This is a genomic window from Micromonospora sp. NBC_00821 (genome assembly GCF_036347035.1).
Taxonomy (GTDB): domain Bacteria; phylum Actinomycetota; class Actinomycetes; order Mycobacteriales; family Micromonosporaceae; genus Micromonospora; species Micromonospora hortensis.
On sequence record NZ_CP108880.1, the window covers coordinates 2,971,462 to 2,986,501 of the forward strand.

The 15,040-nt window shown below is 67.5% G+C and carries 14 protein-coding genes and 1 pseudogene; 7 read left to right on the forward strand and 8 right to left on the reverse strand.

Features of this window, described 5'->3' with window-relative positions:
- Window positions 1–458 precede the first annotated feature (458 nt).
- Genes OHB44_RS13500 through OHB44_RS13510 form a run of 3 tightly spaced genes read right to left on the reverse strand, consistent with a single transcriptional unit; the run spans window position 459 to window position 4,344 of the window.
- Complete coding sequence (locus tag OHB44_RS13500; RefSeq protein WP_330440895.1) at window positions 459–2,468, reverse strand: hypothetical protein; 2,010 nt, start codon at window positions 2,466–2,468, stop codon at window positions 459–461.
- Window positions 2,465–3,616, reverse strand: a complete 1,152-nt coding sequence (locus OHB44_RS13505; protein ID WP_330440896.1) for a 5'-methylthioadenosine/S-adenosylhomocysteine nucleosidase family protein — start codon at window positions 3,614–3,616, stop codon at window positions 2,465–2,467. The genes OHB44_RS13500 and OHB44_RS13505 overlap by 4 nt, the downstream gene beginning before the upstream one ends.
- Window positions 3,613–4,344 (reverse strand): NUDIX hydrolase, encoded by a 732-nt coding sequence (locus OHB44_RS13510; RefSeq protein ID WP_330440897.1) that lies wholly within the window; start codon window positions 4,342–4,344, stop codon window positions 3,613–3,615. The genes OHB44_RS13505 and OHB44_RS13510 overlap by 4 nt, the downstream gene beginning before the upstream one ends.
- Before the next feature lie 320 nt (window positions 4,345–4,664).
- Here OHB44_RS13510 and OHB44_RS13515 point away from each other — a divergent pair, with 320 nt between their 5' ends.
- The 3 genes and pseudogenes from OHB44_RS13515 to OHB44_RS13525 all read left to right on the forward strand — a co-directional run bounded on the left by OHB44_RS13515 (window position 4,665) and on the right by OHB44_RS13525 (window position 6,958).
- Window positions 4,665–5,783: a hypothetical protein gene (locus OHB44_RS13515; protein WP_330440898.1), complete on the forward strand. Its 1,119-nt coding sequence runs from the start codon at window positions 4,665–4,667 to the stop codon at window positions 5,781–5,783.
- Window positions 5,784–6,380: 597 nt separating this feature from the next.
- A pseudogene (locus OHB44_RS33475) lies at window positions 6,381–6,500 on the forward strand (hypothetical protein); the annotation flags it as partial.
- A gap of 260 nt (window positions 6,501–6,760) precedes the next feature.
- Complete coding sequence (locus OHB44_RS13525) at window positions 6,761–6,958, forward strand: hypothetical protein (protein WP_330440900.1); 198 nt, start codon at window positions 6,761–6,763, stop codon at window positions 6,956–6,958.
- A 148-nt stretch (window positions 6,959–7,106) separates the two neighbouring features.
- Here OHB44_RS13525 and OHB44_RS13530 read toward each other — a convergent pair whose 3' ends face one another.
- Window positions 7,107–7,514, reverse strand: coding sequence for a hypothetical protein (locus tag OHB44_RS13530; RefSeq protein WP_330440901.1), 408 nt, complete (start codon window positions 7,512–7,514; stop codon window positions 7,107–7,109).
- Between the two features lie 146 nt (window positions 7,515–7,660).
- Complete coding sequence (locus tag OHB44_RS13535; protein WP_330440902.1) at window positions 7,661–8,080, reverse strand: DUF4259 domain-containing protein; 420 nt, start codon at window positions 8,078–8,080, stop codon at window positions 7,661–7,663.
- A gap of 278 nt (window positions 8,081–8,358) precedes the next feature.
- Here OHB44_RS13535 and OHB44_RS13540 point away from each other — a divergent pair, with 278 nt between their 5' ends.
- The gene (locus tag OHB44_RS13540; RefSeq protein WP_330440903.1) at window positions 8,359–9,087 is read left to right on the forward strand and encodes a HEAT repeat domain-containing protein; all 729 of its coding nucleotides are present in this window, start codon (window positions 8,359–8,361) and stop codon (window positions 9,085–9,087) included.
- Between the two features lie 37 nt (window positions 9,088–9,124).
- Window positions 9,125–9,748, forward strand: a complete 624-nt coding sequence (locus tag OHB44_RS13545) for a DUF3885 domain-containing protein (RefSeq protein WP_330440904.1) — start codon at window positions 9,125–9,127, stop codon at window positions 9,746–9,748.
- 55 nt (window positions 9,749–9,803) lie between these two features.
- On the opposite strand, the gene OHB44_RS13550 is transcribed toward OHB44_RS13545, so the two are convergent.
- Window positions 9,804–10,448, reverse strand: coding sequence for a hypothetical protein (locus OHB44_RS13550; RefSeq protein ID WP_330440905.1), 645 nt, complete (start codon window positions 10,446–10,448; stop codon window positions 9,804–9,806).
- A complete protein-coding gene (locus tag OHB44_RS13555; protein ID WP_330440906.1) occupies window positions 10,445–11,014 on the reverse strand; it encodes an NADAR family protein in 570 nt (189 codons plus the stop codon). Before OHB44_RS13555 ends, OHB44_RS13550 begins: the two co-directional genes overlap by 4 nt.
- A 557-nt stretch (window positions 11,015–11,571) precedes the next feature.
- Between OHB44_RS13555 and OHB44_RS13560 the strand changes: the two genes are divergently transcribed.
- Entirely contained in the window at window positions 11,572–12,528 is a 957-nt protein-coding gene (locus tag OHB44_RS13560) for a tyrosine-type recombinase/integrase (RefSeq protein WP_330440907.1), read from the forward strand.
- Window positions 12,529–12,897: 369 nt separating this feature from the next.
- Entirely contained in the window at window positions 12,898–13,524 is a 627-nt protein-coding gene (locus OHB44_RS13565) for a maleylpyruvate isomerase N-terminal domain-containing protein (RefSeq protein WP_330440908.1), read from the forward strand.
- A 392-nt stretch (window positions 13,525–13,916) separates the two neighbouring features.
- Here OHB44_RS13565 and OHB44_RS13570 read toward each other — a convergent pair whose 3' ends face one another.
- A complete protein-coding gene (locus OHB44_RS13570; RefSeq protein WP_238687173.1) occupies window positions 13,917–14,570 on the reverse strand; it encodes a hypothetical protein in 654 nt (217 codons plus the stop codon).
- Between the last annotated feature and the right edge of the window lie 470 nt (window positions 14,571–15,040).

Genomic DNA, 15,040 nt, shown 5'->3' on the forward strand with positions numbered 1-15,040 from the left:
CCCCGCATGTCCTCCCTGCGTGTGACGGTCCTACTTGTCGATCCGTCAAGGGTGAATCACTCCCCTGGCGAGTGGCAGGGGAGGAAGTGGTGGGCGATGGTCCCGCGGGCCGCCGCCGTATGAGCGGCCGGCGAGGTGTCATGGCCAGCAGGGACGAAGGACCGGAGTTCGACGCGCTTCTACTGTTCTGAGGGCAACCCGGTCGGGGCAGTGGTGTGGCGGCCTCTTCGCGGCCGGACCCTGGGTCAGCGCTAGGTGCCGGGCCGGCAGCTAGCCGATATCACCAACCCTTCGGCAGGCGTCGGCACTAACGTCCGTAGCAGGTCCGCAGGTACCAGCTGGCTGACCCCTGAGCGAGGTTGGATCGATGACGTCCGTGTCACCGAGCACGACCCCGCCGCATCCCAAACCGCAGTGCTGTCCGACCCTGACCCCCGCGCCGAGCAGCACCGCATCTGTCAGCCCTCCATCGCTGCGACGAGCCGCCGGAGGCCGGCGTGTTCTCGGCGGTTCTCGTGGGTGATCCATTCCTTGCCTTCGGCAGCGATGCCCTCCAGCACGTGCAGGGTGCGTTCGAGGCCCGAGGCGTCCAGGGAGACCTGGGAGGCGATGCGGTCGTCGTCGCCGAGTTCCGGCATGCCTGGCCACTCACCGGTGATCGTCAGCTCGTCCCGGGGATTGTTCGTCAGGGTAAGGGAGAGCTTTTTCTCGCCGTTGCGGGCATCGACGACGTGCGCCGCCACGACCGAGTTGTACTGGTAGGTGAGACGCTGCTGATCGCCGAGTTCCATGGTTTCGAAGTCGAGGGTGACCGTGACCTGGCGGACGCCGTCCTTGGTGAGCAGGAAGAGGAGAAGTTTGTATCGTGAGTAGCGCCAGGGTCCCTTGCTGACCCGGGCCCGCTTGCACCCGGGCACGGGCGCCTCGATGAAGGCGTGCGCTATGACGTCCTGCGCGGCCACGCGGTAGTGCCGCAGCGTGTCCTCGACCAGGATCTTGCGGTCGCAGTCGAGCCAGTGCGCCATCTCCGCGTCGGTCGGCTTCGATTCCAACTTGCGCACCCACCGGTCGTACGCCGCGCGCCGGTCCTCGTAGTCGTGCCGGACCCGGTCGATGTCGTCCCGGTAGCGGTGGCCCTCGAGGAGGATCGCGAGCCAGCCCTGGATGGCGAGCCGGGTCCCGGCAACGATTCCGGCCGTCGCGATCACCGTCGTGAACGGCGCCTCGGCGAGGGCCTGCCACAGCAGCAGCGGCCCGGTAACCACCAGGGCGAACACCGCGGTGCCGAAGGCGGTCCGCGTCGAGGATGGCACTCGGGAGTCCTCGGGATCCGCGGTCAGCTCACCGCTGAGCCACTGCCGCTTGACATCGCTGGCGAGGAATCTCACTAGCCAGGCGACACGCTTGGCGTCGACCGGTTGCTCCCGGTATAGCTCGACCAACTCGTTACGGAGGGTCTGCCGGATGCCCGCCGTCTCTGCCAGCCACGTCTCCCGGGCTATGTCCGGCGGCAGGTAACGGCCGAAGTGGCGGTCGAACAGGGAGTCCATCGCTGAAGCGAACCGGTCGGACTGTGTGGGAGCACGCCGGGGTGTGAAGGTGAGACGCTGGCGGGCTGCTCGGCGTCGATGCCGAGCCAGCCTGATCCTGAATCCGGCCCGGACCGCGACGACGACGGCTCCAAGAGCCACTATCAGGTAGCCGGCTGAGCGAAGCCATGAGTGGGCCCAGGCGTACTGGACCACCGCGAGGCCCGTGACGAGGAGCAGTGCCGAGCCGCCGAGGGCGCGTAGATAGTCCGCCGCCTCGGTACGGATCGGGGGCGGCGGAACCGGCCGGGGAGGGATCGGCTTGGGCTGGAAGAACTTCCAGACCCGCTCCACCCGGTCGTTGGCCGTCTTGTCCCGCCGGGCGGTCGCGAACGTCTTCTGCCAGGTCCAGTCCTGGTGCGGGCCGGCCAAGAAGACCTCAAGGTGGTTGAGGATGCTTTCCTGCAGGGGCGCGTTGAGCGATTCGAACTCCTTGACCACCACACCGATCGCGGCCGGGTCGGGAGTCTCCGCCGTGGTCTGCGGCAGCGAGTCCAGCAGCGAGCCGACGGCGTTGATGCCCCGGGCCCAGGGATCTTCGGAGCGCTGCGCCGCCCAGCGGCGGACGTATGCCAGCTGCGCGAGTTCCTGGTCTGTCAGGCTCTGCAGGGTACGGCGGCTCAACAGTGCGAGCGCCAGATAGAAGTAGGCGCGGGAGTTCTGGTAGCCCCGGGTGATCGCTTTCATGATTAGCTCTCTCGCCTCGGGCGGGGCGCTGATCTCCAGGTAGCGGAGGCCGACCTCGAACTGCCGCTCCGGCGGGTCGTCGTCGCTGACGTGGTATCCGCCCTCGATGTGGACCTCCTGGGCCTGGAAGCCCACGTGGGCTTTACCGTCCGCGACGTTGGTGAACGTCTTTTCCTGCGGTCCGGCGCTCATGACAGATCCCGCAGAGCCGACATGAGCCCCGTGACCCGTGTGGCGAGGTCCGTCCAGTCCAGCAGCAGGCCGCGCAGCTTCCGCAGAGCTGTGGTCGCGCGGCTCCGTGCCTCGTCGTCGGCCGGGGGCACGTCGGCGGCGGCGGCGTCCAGCTCCTGCTCCGCCGCGCGGTAGGTGACCGCGTCCACGTCACCCGCCTCATGGAACTTACGGAGCGAGGCGCGCAAGTCCGCGAGCTGGTCGTGGAATGTCTCCCCGCCCGCACCGCCCGGCCCGCCGTAGACGGTCGCGTGGTGAACGGTGTGTGCTTGAAATCCGACGTGAGCGTTGCCCTTGGCGACGTTTCTGACTGAGCCGGACATCGACGCATCACCTGCTTCTTTCCGAGGGCGGCGAGAGGAGGAGCCATACTGCGCCCCGAGCTCCTGAGCGAGCGCGAGGGCGAAGGCCGCGGCGTTGGCGGCGGCCCGCAGCTGCCAGTTATCGCCGTCGGTGACGACCTTGGTCCCGTCGGCACGGTCGCTGATGCCACGGACGACGACGGCCGGCAGAGAGCGGTTCAGGTGGGCGGCCTGGGCGACCCCGGCCGACTCCATCTCCACCGCCAACGCGTCGTTGTAATGATCACGAATGCGCGCCGCCTCAGGCGAGGACGCCGAGTCGAGGACGACCTCCCCGGCGGCGATTGGGCCGAACCGCACCTTGGGCACTCCTCCGGCGAGGCCCCGCGCCCAGCCTCGCTCCCGCTCAAGATGCCGGGCGAGCTGATCACAGGCATGGGGGATCTCCCACACGCGAGGCCGGGTGCGAAAAGCGTCGCTCTCGCTAGTGCCGCCGTGATAGGCGTACACGTGGGTGGCCACGACGACGTCGCCGAGGCCGACGGAGGGCCAGAGCGCCCCGGCCACGCCGGCGAAAATGACCGCTTCCGGGTCGAACTCGGTCATGGCGCGCTCGGCGATGACGGCGGAGGGGTGGTTGCCCTTGCCGACAAGGCCGAGAACGATTTCACAGGAGCCTCCGGTCACGGTGCCACGCTCGAAGCGCGTGCCCATCGGATGTACGTGCGGTTCGACTTTCGTGAGACGTTCGCGGACTGCGTTGTACTCGAGGTCCAGTGCGGTGAGCACGACCACGGGTCTGGTCATCTCTCGTCTCCTCCGGCTGCGACGGTCGGAACCGTGCGGATCATGGGTGGGTAGAGGTTCCGGCGCGGACCAGCGCGGTAGACGCGGGCCGGGCGGCCGGTGCCCGTGGCGCGGGGCGGACCGGCGGGGACCACGAAGCCCTTCGTGCCCTGGACCTTGCGGTAGAAGTTGCGGGGATCGAGCGGCGTGCCCCAGACGGCCTCGTAGACCTGCTGTAGCTCCGTGAGGGTGAAGACCTCCGGGCAGAAGGCCGTCGCCAGGTCCGTGTGCTCCAGTTTGGAGCGAGCGCGCTCCACCCCGTCGACGACGATGCGCAAGTGGTCGAAGGCGAGCGGTACCCGCGCGGCCAGTACATCGTCGACCGGCGTCCACTCGGCGGCCGCGGCGTCGGTTCCGGCGATGGGCTCGGGAAGGCGCGGTACGACGGCGAGGTGGGCGACGGAGACCACGCGTCCACGAGGGTCACGGTCGGGGTCGCCGTATGTACCGAGCTGCTCCAGGTGCGGGATGTCGGTGAGCCCTGCCTCCTCCCGCAGCTCCCGGCGGGCGGCGCTGAGGATGTCCTCGCGCTCATCGGCGAGGAACCCACCAGGCAGCGCTGCCCGCCCGACGAACGGCTCAACACCGCGCCGCACGAGAAGCAGGTTTAGACGACCACCGCGCAGAGTGAGGATCACGAGATCGACAGCGAGCATGATCAGGGGTGGTTCCCAGGTGTCATCGGGCACTGCTCGACCATAGCTTTTTGTCGATACGACAAAAAGGGATCGGCGCTGTCGCAAGGCCGACACTTTGAGTAGTGGCTCGATCACCAAGAGGTGCCACGAGTGCGGTGGCACCGCCATACGCGGTAGCGGTGATGCCGGGAAGGGCGGTGTCTAGGCTAAGCGATCGATGAAGTGGGGTAGTGGGACAAAGCCGGCCGAGTGCCGCGCATGGCTCGGTAGCCACTTCACGGTTTCGGCGTAGCGCCTAATCACTTGCCGTGGTCGGTCCGGGCTGGCATCATCCCGGCCATGATCGAGAGAATCGAGCCCTCCGTCCGCTGGTGAGCGTGGCGACCGAGCCTGGATCGCTTGGACCCCAGACCGCCCTGTTCGAACACGCCCTGCGCCTGCATCAGCAAGATCCGGACTCGCCCCTGCCGCGTGATGGCGAGCCGTATCCGGACGACGAACTCCACCGCTGCCGGCGGCAGCGTCCGCAGACCCGGAAAGATCAGCGCCTCCGCGGCGTCGACGTTGCCGCCGTCCTCGACATGCACTTCGGCAAGGCCGATGCGCAACCGAGCGAACTCGCCGACGCGTTCTGCCAGGCTGACGTCCCGATCCATCACAACGAGCACATCGCTGCAGCGGCGCTGCGCGCCGACCGGCAGCGGGTGCGGCAGACCGGCCGGTGGCTGGTGCGGCACAGCACTGATCGATGCTCGGCCACTGTTGGGTTGGCCCTGATTGCCACGGATTGGGCGGAGGAGGACATCCCGCTGATCCAGACCATCGGCCTGCTGTCGGACAGGTTCGGGCCGTTGGCCGCCGAGGCGCTGCGACGTCGCCGCGGAGGCGAACATGCGTTGTTGTGGCTGGCCCAGCGTGTTGCTGGTTGGGGACGGGTCTACGTCATCGAGGCGCTCTGCCGGCACGTGGCAGACGCTTCGCGTCGATGGCTGCTGCGCCACGCCTGCGACGGTGATTTCCTCAACGGCTACTTTGCCGGCAAGGTCGCCACTGCAGCTCACCTGCACGAAGCGATCACCGGGACCGAGGCCGACGATGACCTGGTCGATCACACCGGTCGACTGTTGAAGGTCATGGCTGATTGCGGTGGCATGGGCATGACCCTCGAGCACTATCCGCCGGCACCTCATGTCCTCGCCGCGCATGCGGCTCATCTGGGCCGGCAGGCGCCAACCGCGAACAGGTACGTCGACGCTGCGGTGATTGCCGACCAATTGGCGGACAAGACTCCGCAGCGATCCGGATGCACCGATGAACAGCGAGACCACCTTTTGCAGCAGTATCTGGCCGTGCTTGATCGGCAGGACTGGTGTGACGCGGTTCGTGCTGGCCTTGATGCGGACAGCGACTTCTTCGCCTGGTTCGTCGGCAACCCTGCGGCGCGGCTGCATCTGCGTGCGTTCGCTGACCTGACGGGTGATGATCGATGAACGAGGCTGCCGATCAGCGCCTGGTCGACGCGGTGCAGGCTGGTGACGAGGTCGCCGTCGGGCAGGCGCTGGCCGACGGCGCGGACCCGAACGTCACGGTTGGCCGGTTCCGAGGTTCGGTGCTGGCTGAGGCTGCGCGCGGCGGCCGGCGGGGGATCGTGAGCCTGCTAATGGACGCCGGCGCCCGCATCGGTAACGCCGATCCCTACACCCCCTCGCCGCTGCGCGCCGCCGTACTCGAGGCGCACACGGAGGTTGTGGAGTCCCTCGTCGCCCACTGGGCGCTTACGGTGGAATCCGCCAGCAGGTCGAGCGTGCTGACCGAGGCCGTGTCTCACACCGCGTTCCGTCCGACGCCGGCAGCTTTTGCGACGCTGCGGGTCCTGCTGGAGGCGGGGGCGGCCACCGGCCCGAGCGAGGAGGCACCGCTCATCAAGGCGGTGATGCGATCCGTCGCCCCGGCGGTGCTGCGTCTTCTCCTCGCACACGGTGCGGACGCCGACCAACGGCGTTCCGACGACACCCCGGTGATAGTCGTGGCGGCCCGGCGCGGCGAATTACGCCGCGGTGGACGTGCTCCTGCAGGCGGGTGCCGACATGAACGCCCGCGACGCGCGGGGGCGGACGGCGTTGATGCACGCGGTCGAACGCGACGAGCAACGGGTCATTGCGGCCCTGCTGCTGGCTGGCGCCGCCATCGACGCGGTCAGCGCCGACGGCATGACTGCCCTGCAATTGGCCCGTGGCTGGCAGCGACAGAACGTGCAGTTCATGTTGGGCGAGCGCTGCGTCGGTCTGGACGACGTGCCGATTGTTCGCACCGCCGTCCGGGTCGTTCCGACCGGCGTCCGACTCGCCGGCGATCCGCAGATGCTCCACCTGTTGGCGGGCGTCCTCGGCATGGCTCTGGACGACCTCGGCGACGACGAGTGGGAGATTCGGACGGGCGCGGACGCCGATATGGCACGGGGGTTGCCGTGCGGCTGCGCGAGGAGGTCGTCCCCGCGGCCAACGCATCCTGGCATCAACTGGACGTCACCGCCGACGAGCTCGCCGCCGTGCGATCGGCTTTGGTCGAGCTCGCCTACGGCACCACGCGTGTCATGCCGGCCGGCGCCAGCCGACTGGAGATTATCGATGTGCTTGAAGAGCTCAACCGGCAGCTCGGCCGCTGAGGCGCGCCAGGGCTATACCTCTGCGGCGCGGATTCGTCAGTCGACAAGGCCGAAGGGATCTGCGGCGACGGTCGCTGGGACGATCGACGCGCGTGCTCACTTCGGCAGGCAGGAAGACGAGGGTAAGGGAAAGCGCGGGCGGGAATGGTCAGCAGACGCGGTCGAAGGACAGCTTGCTGTGGGCGGGCCTAACGGTCAGGGCGGCGTCCAACTGAAGGTGTCGCCCGGCCTCAACGACCGCGTCGTCACGCTGCGGGCCGACGGGTCGGAAGTAGAATCCGGTGTCCGACTGGTGGCCGCTTTCCAGAACGGCCAGACCGGCTGCATCGTCGAAGACCAACGTGAGGTCCACCTGCCAGTAGTCCGGCTGCGGATCGCCACTGCCGCTCGGCACCGCCAGCTGACGGGTGAATGAGACGCATTGTCGCCCTCCCTGCCAGGAGTAGCGGCCCCATTGGACGATGAAGCCGTCGACGTCTGGCTCGGGGACGAGACCCTCGATCTCCACGTCAAGGAACTCACGGAACGCTCGCCACGCCGCCGCAACGTCGGTCACGGCTGTCGGCTCCTGACCGTGTTTGCGCAGGATCCGCGTGAACTCATCCGCGCTGCGACGCCATGGCATACCCATACCCGTCCCCAAGCCCTCGGCCCCTTCGGCAGCGATGGCGGCGTGCCGCCGGACGCTGCCACCAGCCGTCCCTACGCCGTCAGGACTCTGCGCAGGTTGCGGACGGCGTCGAAGGCTGGGTTGGCGTCCCCTGCGGCGGCGTCCTGCCAGAGGTCGCGCCATTCGGAGTCCGCGGCCATGATCCGGTCGAGGGCCCTTGCCGCGAATGCCGCCAGGTCGTCTGGCAGATCGAGCTGGCCGCCGTCGCGTAGGAAGTCCGGCGCGTACGGGGAAGAGATCGGTTGCCCGCCGGGCTCCTGCGCGGCCACGATCGCGGCTGCGGCGATCGCCTCGCAAGCGACGTCGGCATCGAGGTAGCTATCCTCGCCGGCAGCCCGGCTCAGCGCCTCGCGGACCAGCACCGGGCGCTCGGCCACGTCGGCGTCGTCGAGGTCACCACACCAGTCAGCGGCGGTGTCGTTGTCGAACGGTCCGCTGTCCCAGGTCCCCACGTAACCTCCCAAGATCGGTTGCGCGGCATTCTCGCACCCGCCGCCGACAGGACTCCACCGAACAACAAGGCGGCTATTGCGGTACCCGGGTGGCGATCGACGGGTCGGAACGGCGACGGTGGGCGCGCCGGCTGCCGAGCTCGTTGCGGGAACAGGCAGCCGTTCGTGTAGCTCGCGCTCGTTAGGTCGGTGTTGGCCGCGGCTGGGTGGATACGTTTGCGCCTGAACGCTGCGCAGGGAATCTCGCTGGTGCTGGTTCGCTCGGTACGGCAAGCTTCGTGCTTGTGGTAGGTGAGATCGGGCGGCTTATCAGGCTGCTGGACGACGACTCGTCCGAGATCGCCGAGGACGCAAAGGCTGAGCTGATCTCGATCGGGGGCGATGTGGTTCAGCCGTTGGCGGCCGCCGTCGGAACGCTGGAACGATTCGGCCAGTTGTCCGCGATTGAGGTCTTCGAGCACCTCGGCGATGCCGCTGCGGGGCCCGCGCTGATCGACCTGCTCAGCAGCGAGCACGAGACAGTGCGGGAGTGGTCGGCTTTGGCTATCGCTGAGCTCGGCCTTCGAGAGGCGGTGCCGAAGCTGCGGGACGCATACCGGCGGCAGCGCGGCAGCGGCGACGGGCCGGACTGGACCGAGGCGGTTGCGATCCGTCACGCGCTGACGGTGCTGGGAGCGCGGCAGGAGGTCCTGCCTCCGTTGACGGCATCGTTACCGACGACGGCCGGCAGCATCCAGCGGGCCTGGCCGTCTGCCCGGCTTGTGGACGTCATCAATGACCTGGCTGACCACGATCAGGCGGTGCTGTACCTCCAGCTGTGGGCAGTCACGGACGGTCGCACGTTCTGGAACGACCACGAGCGGCTCGACAAGCCACTCGACTTCGGCAAGCCGTGGCAGCAGGTCGTCGAGGATGCGCGGGAGTCCGCACTAATTGAGGCGGCGTTCGTGGTTGCCCGGCCCAACCTGTTCGCGACAGTCGAATGGATCGATTGTGCGGATGCCTGAAGGCGACGGACGTCAAGTTGAGGGACCGCACGGGCCGATGGCCGGCAACGCTGTGGACGCCGCCGCACTTTCGCGGCTGTGGGATGAGCGGTGGCCGGGCTGTTCGAAGCTGCCGTACGAACTTCGAGCCGTGCGGGACCGGTGGGTGCGGTTCCACACTCTGCCGGGCTCCAAGCGCTATCCCGACACGGAGGACGAGTACGCGGTCGTTCCCGACACGGAGGACGAGTACGCGGTCGTTCTGGCCAGGCACAACACCGTCCTCGCTGAACTGGTTACCGATCCCGAACTTCTGGTCGTCACCGCGGGCTACTCCGATACACCTAAGCCACGGAAGCCCTGCCGGCCACCGGAAACCGTGGCGGCGCACCCGGATGCCACGTACTGGACGAGCGTCTGCATGGACGACGAGCTGGGCTTCGAGAGCTGGATGCACCTGTATGCCAGCCAGTTTGCGTGGTCGGCCGGCTGTCTCGATGGGCTGTTGCGGCAGGTCGCCGATGATGTGATCGCCAACGCGATCATCGCCGACGTCGGTCTGCGGTGGCTGTATCACCCCTACGACGGCGGCATGGACGTGATCCTGTCCTCGTCGGCTGAACGGGACGCGTTGCGCGAGCGGCATTGCGGCTGGCTGTCCACACACCCGGCCGGGTTGTAGCGCCCATGGTCAGCACCAGGTGTGTGGCGGCGCGCGCCGGCGGTCGGGCGGCCCGTTACCGCCACCTGATGAGGTAGATGCCTTGCCCGGTGGTGGCGAAATGCCCGTCCGCGGGGTGCACTGTCGCGGAGTGGTAGGTGTCGGGATGGCCGAGGTCGGGTCGCCAGAGCGCCATGTCTAGGACGTACCGGGCTGTGCGCCGGAACGCGACAGCGTTGCCGGCCATGAACACGGTGTGCGTGTGCAGGCGCTGGTGGAACCTGTCTATGTGGGAGGAACACCGGCGGGCTCGCCGGTTGAGTTCGTGGACCTCGTCCCAGGTGGGGACGTCGTTCGGATTCCAGGCGATGGTGTGCTGCGCCCCAGCTCCCAAGCGATGGCGTGGCTGCTTCCACCGGTTCGGGGCGAACTGCAGGTCGCGATGGCCGAGTACCAGATTGAGCTCACCGACGGCTACGGTGGCGAGGGATGGCTCCGGTGGCGTATTGCCCCGCAACGGTAGATGGATCAGCGTGTGGCGTGACCGGGCGGCCAGCATCCACAGGCCCGTGATGGTGAACGCGGCGTCGGCGTTGAGTTCCAAAACGAACCAGGGGTTGCTGTCGCCCAGTACGGCGCCGGTCACCGGCTTGGCTGGACGGATGACGCGGAACTGTTCGGCGCCGAGTCGTCCCTGATGTACGCGGACCTTGAGGTTCATCCGTTGGGAAGCTGCGCGCGGGCGTGCATCAGCGCGAAGCCGAGAAGGTTGCGGCCGCGCCATTGGGCGGGATCGAGTGCGCGTGGGTCCGTGGCGGACAGGCCGATGCCCCAGACTCGATCTACCGGGCTGGCTTCCACCAGGATCCGATTGCCCGTACGTGACAGGTACCGCCCGAGGTCGGGGTGCTGGCTGAACTTGGCCACGTTGCCGGCGACGACCTGGTCGAAGGAGTGCGTATTCCAGGTGGCCTGGTCGAAGTCGCGGACCTTCCGGCCCAGGGCCTTGACCGTACCCGCGTGCGATGCCGTAAGCATCTGCGCGACGATCGCATCGTCGCCGGATAGACGTGCCTTGCCGATCATCATGTAGTGCTCAGCGGTGGCGTACCGGACCCAGTCCACGACGAACGGCGCCGGCCACCATTGGCTCAGGCAGCCCGGTCCGATGCCGCCGTCCGACTGGGGCTGATGCCCCCAAAAGAACAGGTACTTGACCCGCCCGCCCGAAGCGGCGAGCGCCCGCAGCTCGCGCAGGCTGCGCGGCGGGAGCGCGGTGTCGGGCATGTTCGGCAGACTGCCAGAACCGTATGTCACGCGCCATCGGGTTTGCCTGCCGTGCGTGGTGAGCCGCGCATCGCTTCCGCGATAGCGGATCTCTCTCCGGTGGCGGTGGCCAACTGCTCGTGGTGCTGGAATCACCCGTCCGCCCCTGATCATGGTTTCGGACCGCATGCCGTCGGGATCCTAGGGTCGACGGCTGCGTAGCCGCCGAGAGGCGCTGGCTAACGATCTCCAGCGCCTCTCCCAAGCCCGGGACCGCCGTGATATCTCACAACCGTCTCACGGAAGGCCCGGGACGGCCCGGTAAGGCTCGATGTGGGTCGGACCGTCGCTTGTCCGTTGACCTGCATGTTCGACATGGGCCGGTACCGTCCGGCAGACGCCGGTAGGCCCGCTAGTTCACTGGGGTTCAAGGGGTCGTCGGTTCGAATCCGGCCGTCCCGACAGCGAGAGGGTTTCCACAGGTCAGAGCCTGTGGGAACCCTCTTTTTCGTGTTCATGGTGGTTCGTCGAGGTCGAGCACGCCGCTTATCGACCCCTTGACTCGACGGGTGACCGACATGGCTCTACTGGACCTCACCAAGCTCACGACCGACCTGTCCTCGACCTGGGCGGGATACCTGCGCGACTGGGACCGGACGCTGCGGGCGGGCAACTACCCGGAGACGACGCGGTACAACTACCTCCTCGCCGCCGCGCAGTTGGCCCGCTACCTGGCCGAGCATTCGCCCGACCCTGATGCCGTCGACGCCGCGGAGGACCCCACCGAGGTGACCCGGGGACATGCGGAGGCGTTTCAGGCGTGGATGATCGAGACCCGGTCGGCGTCGACGGCGTTGAACAAGCACAAAGGTCTGCAGCAGTTCTTCAAGTGGTTGCTGGTCGAGGAGGACATCGACCGCTCTCCAATGGACCGGGTGCGACAGCCCAAGACGCCACAGAAGCTGATCCCGATCATCCGCGACGAGGACACGAAGAAGCTCCTCGACGCCTGCAAGGGCAAGACCTTCCCGCACCTGCGTGACGAGGCGATCATCCGCCTGTACTACAACACCGGAGCGCGTCTGTCGGAGGTCGGCAACCTGCTGCTCGACGACGTCGACCTCAACACGGAGTCGGTCCACTACCACGGCAAGGGCGCCAAGGACCGACGGGTCCGATTCGGGCCGAAGACGGCCCGGGCCATCAGCCGCTACCTAGGCGCGCGGGTCAAGCACAAGGGATCGGAGCTGCCGGATCTGTGGCTCGCCGACCGTGGCGGCCGGAGGTTGGCGGCCAACGGCATCAAGATTCGTCTGAAGCGGTTGGGTCTCGCCGCTGGTGTGGCGAATGTGCACGCCCACCGCTGGCGGCATAACTTCGCCCACGAGTGGAAGCGTGCCGGCGGAAATACCGGTGACCTGATGCTGTTGTTGGGCTGGACCTCGGAGGACATGCCTCGCCACTACGGCGCCAGCGCGGCGGCCGAACGGGCGCAGGAGATCCAGGTGCAACTGGGCATCGGGGAAGGGGTGTAGACGCGGGCAACACGGTCGGCTGGGCCGGGAGTCGGCCCGGCCGACCGTGTTGCTCTTGTCGTCGATCGGCGGACCTGAGTCGAGTGGGGCTGGGTGCGGCCCACTTGCTCCGGTGCAGATTCCGGTACGACTTGTCGTACAGAGCTGCATCGGGGTAGCTGGCCTCCCGCTGATCGCTTGATCGGCATTCGTGACGCCTGGAGGACCGGCGGACGTTCCGATTGGTGACGTTGCTTAACGGATGGTCTGCCAGCGACGCGCGGCTCGGTGTTCGGATGCCGATGATCACAGATCCGGAAGGGGGAGCCGCTCCTCGCTGACTCGTGCGGGGGATGACAACGATTCCTGTGCGGCCATATCGTGCACTCGATGATCCGACCCGCGTTCCTGGATGCTGCCGAGGCCGCCCTAGCCCTGTTGCGCAATCCGATACTGGCCGAGCAATGGTCCTCGCCCAGCGCCCTGCCGGACTTCTCCACCGGCGGCCTCGCCCGCCATCTGGCCAACCAGGTCACTCAGACCGTGACGCTCCTCGCCGCGCCACCAGGAAAATCGGCGATCTCGGTGCTGGAGCACTTCACCGGCAACGCCTGGGTGACTTCAGGCATGGACAGTGCCGACAACATCGACATCCGGCGCCGCAGCGAGCAGACAGCTACAGCGACGAGCCCCAGGGAACTGGCGGACGCGGTCGATACGGCATTGACCGACCTGGGTGCCACGGTGACAGCGCAACCGCCCGACCGCATCGTGGACCTCGGCGACTGGGGCCTGGAAGTCGACGACTTCCTGCTGACCCGGGTCATGGAGCTGGTCGTGCACACCGACGACCTAGCAGTCAGCCTCGGCTTGCCGACCCCACCGATGCCGCAGACAGCGACTGAAGCGACAATCCACCTGCTGAGCAGCCTCGCGGCCTGGCGACACGGCTCCCTGAACGTGATACGCGCGCTAGCTCGGCAAGAACGAGCTCCCACCTCCATCTCCGCCCTCTAGCTGGTGGAGCGCTCGCTCTGCACGGTCCTTATCTGCCGCTGTCGCGCGTTGGTAGCGCCTGGAGCCGTGCGCTGTCATGCCGATGACAGTGCATTCGCAGATTCGCCGGATGGGCCCAAGTGACAATCTCTCGGCAGGACGTCACCGGATGTGGCCGGGACGCCCGCCCGACAGCGTTGGCTTCGGCGAAACCGCAGCTGACGCGCTGGGTATCGCACCGCGGTGGGCCGGTGGACTGTCTTGTTAATGGGTCGCCGGTGACGACGCCTACGGCGACGACCGACAACTGGCAGGACGGCCTGCCCTTCGCCCAGTGGCGTGCGCTTGCCGCTCTCGTTGTCGTCGACTAGGGATCGATCATGTCTCAGGGAACGCCGGCGGGCGGCTGGGGCTCAGCTGCCCGGCCGCTCGACGAGCCCGACATGCTCGAAGGCGTCCCACAGTTGCGGATCCTGAATGGTGTGGCCGCGTTCTAGACTCTTGATCTGGACGGTGGCGATGTGCGGCAAGTTGTCGATGTGGAGGGTCTCCCAGCCGCGGCACTTCGCGCATCGCTGGCGGATAAGGAACGGGCGAAGCAGATGCAGACGGCCGTCGTCGGTCGCCAGGTAGAGGCTTCCGGCTTCCAGGTCACTAGACCCGTAGGTCCGCTCCCGCACCGGGACCAGCACGTTGTCTCCGGTCAGTTCCTCGAACTCCACCCGTGCGACCTTGCGGAGAGAGTCCCAGTGAATGCGATTGACATGGACGAGGGGAAGATCGGCGAGGAACGACGCCCGTTGCAGGAGGGTGGTCAGGTCGGCGTGGGCGTCGGCGATGGCGGCGGGCAGATCCTCGACCTCGAGCGCGCAATAGCAGAGCAGGACCTCGGCCGTTTCCAGGATGGCGTAGTTCGCCGACCCGTCGGCGCCGTTTGAGAGCAGGACCTGTGCCCTGCTCCAGCGGTAGGCGACGGGGTGCGGGTAGCGGGTTCGTACCTGGTGGCTGAAGTCGTCCAGGAGGCCGGCGGCGTCGGCGCGCATCCGCAGCAGCCGGCCGGACTGCATGACGCGCCGTCTGGCGTCGGCAGCGTTCTCGTCCGTCCGTTGCTCCAGCGTGCGGCTTGCGCAGCGGGGTGCCCGTGTCAGCCGTCGAAACCGCCACCGCCCTGGCCACCCATCGCACTTCGCTGCCAAGCCGGACGAGCTGAATAAACCCAACGGCGTGCGGATGGACCGGCAAACCGCCTCGCACCCGCGTAAGCACCTGGCCCAGCCCGCAGGAATCCGGGTGCTGAGGATGCGTACACATGCTGCGCTACACCTTCGCGGCTATGGCAGACGAGATCGGCTCCACCGGGACGGCAATAACCTGTCCCAACACGGGTTGACTGTCGCTGCTCTCGGTTACCGCACGTAGTCGGCGATGGTGCTACGAGCGGCGTTCGAAGCCGCCCCGCGCGTTGTCTGCGGCATGACCGGATGTTCAATGCCGACATTGGACTGCATCCTCATTCAGTCCGGGGCAGCGTGGGCGA

Bases quoted from the DNA above. Each gene is read 5' to 3' on its own strand.
- OHB44_RS13505 (WP_330440896.1), bottom strand. From the start codon at position 3,616: ATGACCAGACCCGTGGTCGTGCTCACCGCACTGGACCTCGAGTACAAC.
- OHB44_RS13555 (WP_330440906.1), bottom strand. From the start codon at position 11,014: ATGCCCGACACCGCGCTCCCGCCGCGCAGCCTGCGCGAGCTGCGGGCG.
- OHB44_RS13570 (WP_238687173.1), bottom strand. From the start codon at position 14,570: ATGCAGTCCGGCCGGCTGCTGCGGATGCGCGCCGACGCCGCCGGCCTC.
- OHB44_RS13560 (WP_330440907.1), top strand. From the start codon at position 11,572: ATGGCTCTACTGGACCTCACCAAGCTCACGACCGACCTGTCCTCGACC.
- OHB44_RS13550 (WP_330440905.1), bottom strand. From the start codon at position 10,448: ATGAACCTCAAGGTCCGCGTACATCAGGGACGACTCGGCGCCGAACAG.
- OHB44_RS13565 (WP_330440908.1), top strand. From the start codon at position 12,898: ATGATCCGACCCGCGTTCCTGGATGCTGCCGAGGCCGCCCTAGCCCTG.
- OHB44_RS13500 (WP_330440895.1), bottom strand. From the start codon at position 2,468: ATGAGCGCCGGACCGCAGGAAAAGACGTTCACCAACGTCGCGGACGGT.
- OHB44_RS13545 (WP_330440904.1), top strand. From the start codon at position 9,125: ATGGCCGGCAACGCTGTGGACGCCGCCGCACTTTCGCGGCTGTGGGAT.